Source organism: bacterium (assembly GCA_028821235.1).
GTDB lineage: Bacteria > Actinomycetota > Acidimicrobiia > Spongiisociales > Spongiisociaceae > Spongiisocius.
The window spans coordinates 1-2,955 of record JAPPGV010000012.1; the positions used below are offsets into that span (position 1 = coordinate 1).

4 protein-coding genes are annotated in these 2,955 nt (G+C 65.2%); 2 read left to right on the plus strand and 2 right to left on the minus strand.

Annotated features, from left to right (window positions below):
- Both OXK16_00765 and OXK16_00770 read right to left on the minus strand, forming a co-directional pair.
- Positions 1-329 (minus strand): NYN domain-containing protein (locus tag OXK16_00765; protein ID MDE0374485.1); only part of this gene is annotated, 329 nt, incomplete at its 3' end.
- A 103-nt stretch (positions 330-432) separates the two neighbouring features.
- Positions 433-1,194, minus strand: a complete 762-nt coding sequence (locus OXK16_00770) for an SDR family oxidoreductase (GenBank protein ID MDE0374486.1) — start codon at positions 1,192-1,194, stop codon at positions 433-435.
- Between the two features lie 370 nt (positions 1,195-1,564).
- On the opposite strand from OXK16_00770, the gene OXK16_00775 reads away from it, so the two are divergent.
- Positions 1,565-1,984: a hypothetical protein gene (locus tag OXK16_00775; protein MDE0374487.1), complete on the plus strand. Its 420-nt coding sequence runs from the start codon at positions 1,565-1,567 to the stop codon at positions 1,982-1,984.
- A gap of 274 nt (positions 1,985-2,258) precedes the next feature.
- Positions 2,259-2,735 (plus strand): ribonuclease HI, encoded by a 477-nt coding sequence (locus tag OXK16_00780; protein ID MDE0374488.1) that lies wholly within the window; start codon positions 2,259-2,261, stop codon positions 2,733-2,735.
- Positions 2,736-2,955 lie beyond the last annotated feature (220 nt).

The window sequence follows — 2,955 nt, forward strand, 5'->3', positions numbered from 1 at the left end:
CGGGTGTAGTCGCTGTCGCTGGAGACTATGCAGAAGCCGTCAACGGATCCGGCGTGCAGCAGGTCCATGGCGTCGATGATCAGAGCACTGTCCGTGGCGTTCTTACCCACCGTGTAACGGAACTGCTGTATCGGCTGGATGGCAAAGGTCTGCAGACCCTTCTTCCACGAGGACATCTGAGGCAACGTCCAGTCCCCGTAGATGCGCCGGGTCGTCACGATCCCGTACTTGGCGACCTCGGCCAGGATGTCCTCTATGAGGGAGGGTTGGGCATTGTCGCCGTCGATGAGCAGTGCTATCTGGCCGGAGCGTGACGCGCGCCTCGCCATGTACTGAGCATCTTCTTGGGTCACCTTGGTCGATTCTCCTTGCTGAGAGCGTTCAGCCTAGATATTGCTTCCGCATAGGCACCGGCACGTCCCTACTCGGGGCCTACTTGGGACCCATCCTGATCCCGCCGTCCATGCGGATGGTCTCGCCGTTCATGTACCGGTGGGTGACCAGGAACATCACCACCTTGGCGTACTCGTCGGGACGGCCCAGGCGCTTGGGGTGCAGGACCTGGCGGCCCAGCGACTCCTTGGCCGGTTCAGGCAGGCCGGCCAGGAGGGGGGTGTCGATGATCCCGGGGGCGATGGTGCTGACCCGGATCCCGAGGACCGAGAGATCCCGGGCGATCGGCAGGGTCATCCCCACGATCCCGCCCTTGGACGCCGAGTAGGCGGCCTGGCCGATCTGGCCGTCGTAGGCGGCCACCGAGGCCGTGTTGATGATGGCGCCCCGGTCGTTGTGCTCGTCGGGCTCGTTCCCCATCATCGCCGAGGCGGCGACCCGGATCGTGTTGAAGGTCCCCACCAGGTTGATGTCGATCACCTTGCGGAACTGGGCCAGCGAGTGGGGGGTTCCGTCCCGGGCGAGAGTACGGCAGGGCGGTCCGATCCCGGCGCAGTTGACGACCACCCGTATCTCGCCCAGCCCGGCGGCCGCGTCGACCCCGGCCACCATGTCGTCCTCGCTGGTCACGTCACAATGGGCGAAGATGCCGCCCAGCTCGCCGGCGACCGCTTTGCCGAGGTCGTCGTTGACGTCGAGGATCGCCACCTTCGCGCCCTCGGCGGCCAGCGCCCGGGCGGCTGCCGCCCCGAGGCCCGAAGCCCCTCCGGTCACCACCGCCACAGCTCCATTGAGGTCCATACCGTGCTTACCTTCCTTCCTAAGTCCCCGAAGCTAACCGGCCGCAAGGCTAGTGAACTTCAGATGTCGATCGGGGGACGGTGGTGGGCGTGGGTAGGTGTTGTACGTGGGTCCACATGCGGTCTGGGATGGGGCACGTCAGGATGTGGAGGGCTTCATGTCCGGTCTGGCCTCAGGCCTGATGAGCCGGAAGCCCGATCACGCCATTCGGTGTCAGATATGAGAATGATAAAATTAGTTCGCTATCAGACGCTATGAATGCCGATTTGAACGCTAGCTTAAAGCTGTATTGATGGACAAACACATCTCGTGAGGGGTGTAGACCTTCATGACGTCGATCTTCTAGAATCGAGAGGGAAGGAGCGAGCGGATGGACTCACAACTCGTTGACTTGGGGAGCCTCCTCGCTGTGGTGGGCATCCTCTGGGGGGTGATAGCTTCGTCGACCAAGGGCCTGAACCGTCGCCTCGATAAGCAGGATGAGCTCATGAACCGTCGCCTCGATAAGCAGGACGAGCTCATGAACCGTCGCCTCGATAAGCAGGATGGGGTACTGGCCGGGGTGGATACCCGCCTAACCCGGGTTGAGAACGGTCAGATCGAGCTCAAATCGGGTCAAGCCGGGTTGAAGGAGGGTCAGGCCGGGTTGAAGGAGGGTGTGGCCGGGCTGAGGGAGGGTCAGGCATCTATCGGCGGCAACATCATCCAGATAGTGGGCGATCTGGGCGAGGTCAGGGGCGAGTTGAAGAGGATCGCTCCCCGGGAGAAGGTTACGGCAGGCGGTTCGTAGCCGGCTGCCGGCCGACAGCGGTCAGTGGTGGGTCTGTGAAACAGCGGGGGGCGCTCCGACAGCTATCGCGCTCGGGCGCGGCGTTTCGCTTCCTTGACGTACCGCCGCGGGTTTGCCTTCGCTAGGTCGATGCCATCATGGTGCCTGGCCAGGACGCGACCGGAGGATTCGAGGCGTGGCCGAACGCAGTACCAGACCCGATCAGAGCAACCGGACCAGGTCCTCGCGCGGGGGCGGTGGAGACAGGGGAGCGCGGCCACCGGACCGCACGGTCGTGTACACCGACGGGGCCTGTTCCGGGAATCCGGGCCCGGGGGGATGGGCCTGGGTGATCCCGGGCGGCCGGTACCGGAGTGGCGCGGCCGCGCACACCACCAACCAGCGCATGGAGTTGGCGGCCGCCCTGGACGCGGTGCGGACCATCGAAGGCGCGGTGGAGGTCGTCAGCGATTCGACGTATGTCGTGAACTGCTTCCGGCAGGGCTGGTGGAAGGGATGGCTCACCCGCGGCTGGACGAACACCAAGAAGCAGCCGGTGGCGAACCGTGACCTCTGGGAGCCGCTGGTCGACCTCTACCGGTCCAGGCCGATCAGCTTCCGCTGGGTGAAGGGGCACGGGGGCAACCGGTGGAACGACCTGGCCGACCGGTTGGCCGTCCAGGCGTCGGTGACCCAGCAAGGCGCCGAGGGCGAGGGTCAACCGTCTCCCGGCCACCTGGCCGCCCGCAGCCGGGGTGGCGAGTGGTCATGACCCGCGGGCTCGCTCCGTTTTCCCGTCCGTGAGGCCTGCCCGGACACCGTGACGCATCCTGGATGGTCCGGCCCATCCAGAGAACGATCCTCCCCACCGAGGGTGGATCCGCCTCGGCGAAACCAGCGGGGGGCTGAATGTGTCACACCCCCGCTATACGTTGCCTGTCGCCAAGCACCTACACCGGCCTGAAGGCTTACATCGATCGGTCCGGCCGGCC

What these genes read in the sequence shown, in the direction of transcription:
- OXK16_00775 (MDE0374487.1), top strand. Translation starts at nt 1,565, where the DNA reads ATGGACTCACAACTCGTTGACTTGGGGAGCCTCCTCGCTGTGGTGGGC.
- OXK16_00770 (MDE0374486.1), bottom strand. Translation starts at nt 1,194, where the DNA reads ATGGACCTCAATGGAGCTGTGGCGGTGGTGACCGGAGGGGCTTCGGGC.